Here is a 1487-nt window from a genome sequence, read left to right as displayed (position 1 = left end):
TTAGCTTTCAGACAGAGGAATTTCTAATATTAACTTAATAAATTACAGATTATGGAATCAACATTACAGATTATGCCAGTACAAAGAACTAGTAGAAACTTTGGTGAATTTGCAGAAGATGCAACTATAATAGTAGAAGAGCCTGTTGTTAAATCAAGTGTATCGTTTTTAGATGCTAACACAAATCCCGTTACATTGGAAGAATTGACAACTCAATGCGTTGTACCTACATGGGCAAACCAAGAGTTGACAATCGCACATCAGGATTTTATATCATGTGTGCATGATGCAGCCAGTTCTTTTTATGCAGGGGAGACAGTAAATGCGCCTGATATTCGTTGCAGTCATATTGTACGTGGCAGAACTCCCCAAAGTTTGGGCAAGAAAGCTTCTGAACTGTTGGAATGTGAAAAAACACAATTCTATCAAAGACTTGCTTTTGCCTTTACCATTCCAACTATTTATGAGACAATAAATGGGCAGAAACTTGAATTGTGCGTGGGTGGAGTAAGGAACTATTCAGACTTGAACCTCTATCGTTCAACAAAAGGTTTGGAGAAATTCTCTTGCTTTATTGGGTGGCGTGTTCGCATTTGTAGCAATCAGGTACTCACAGGAGAAGGAGTTAAGTTCTCTATGGAAGTTTCAAATATTGGTGAACTCTATAGAAATGTGCTTGACTTGTTTAACAATTTCAATCCTGCCAAAGAAATCCATTTGATGCAAACTTTATCCAACACTTCACTTAGTGAGTCACAGTTCGCACAAATCATTGGGCGTTGTCGTTGCTATCAAGCATTGCCAATTGGTTATCAGAAATCAATACCTAAACTATTGATAACTGACAGCCAGATAAACAGTGTTTGCCGTGACTTCTATCACAACGAAGCGTTTGGAATGAAAGATAATGCTATTTCTCTTTTCGATTTTCACAATTTGCTCACCCAATCCAACAAAAATAGTTATGTGGACACTTATTTGCAACGGGCAGTTAATGCAACGGAAATCAGTGTTGGAATTAACAACGTTTTACGTGGAATAGATGACAAATATCAGTGGTTTCTTAGTTAGTGGTATTTGAGAATATACAGGATTGTCAAATACAGAAAAAGGGCATCTATATAATAAAGTATAGGTGTCCTTTCTTTATTATATCACTTATTAATAATCAAAGATTTATGTTACAAACGTTAGTAGTCGTTACATTTTGGATTATAGTTTTCTTTATTGCGTGTGCAATCTCACCTGTTGTATTCTTCTTGATGATTATCTGGACTATATACAAGATTATTACGGTGAAGTAGTACATTAAAATGCAGAAAAAACAAAGAGCATCCATACAGGTGCTCTTTTTATTTATAAACCTCTTAAATATTAAAGAATATGGTAATAGAAGGCAGTCGCGAATACAAGGCAGCGCAAGAACTTGAAAGAGCCTTGAACGATTATAGTTGGAATCCTAAAAGGTTTGCTGAAAGTACAAAGTG

1 protein-coding gene is annotated in these 1487 nt (G+C 35.7%); it reads left to right on the top strand.

The window, feature by feature from the left end; translation table 11 throughout:
- The first annotated feature begins 51 nt into the window (after positions 1 to 51).
- Complete coding sequence (locus tag DXA05_RS26075; RefSeq protein ID WP_128859783.1) at positions 52 to 1071, top strand: DUF3871 family protein; 1020 nt, start codon at positions 52 to 54, stop codon at positions 1069 to 1071.
- Positions 1072 to 1487 lie beyond the last annotated feature (416 nt).

Source organism: Bacteroides sp. AM54-2NS (assembly GCF_003602935.1).
GTDB lineage: Bacteria > Bacteroidota > Bacteroidia > Bacteroidales > Bacteroidaceae > Bacteroides > Bacteroides xylanisolvens.
The sequence above is the reverse complement of the archived record's forward strand: the minus strand, read 5'-3'. Positions and strand labels throughout refer to the sequence as shown.

Bases quoted from the DNA above. Each gene is read 5' to 3' on its own strand.
- DXA05_RS26075 (WP_128859783.1), top strand. From the start codon at position 52: ATGGAATCAACATTACAGATTATGCCAGTACAAAGAACTAGTAGAAAC.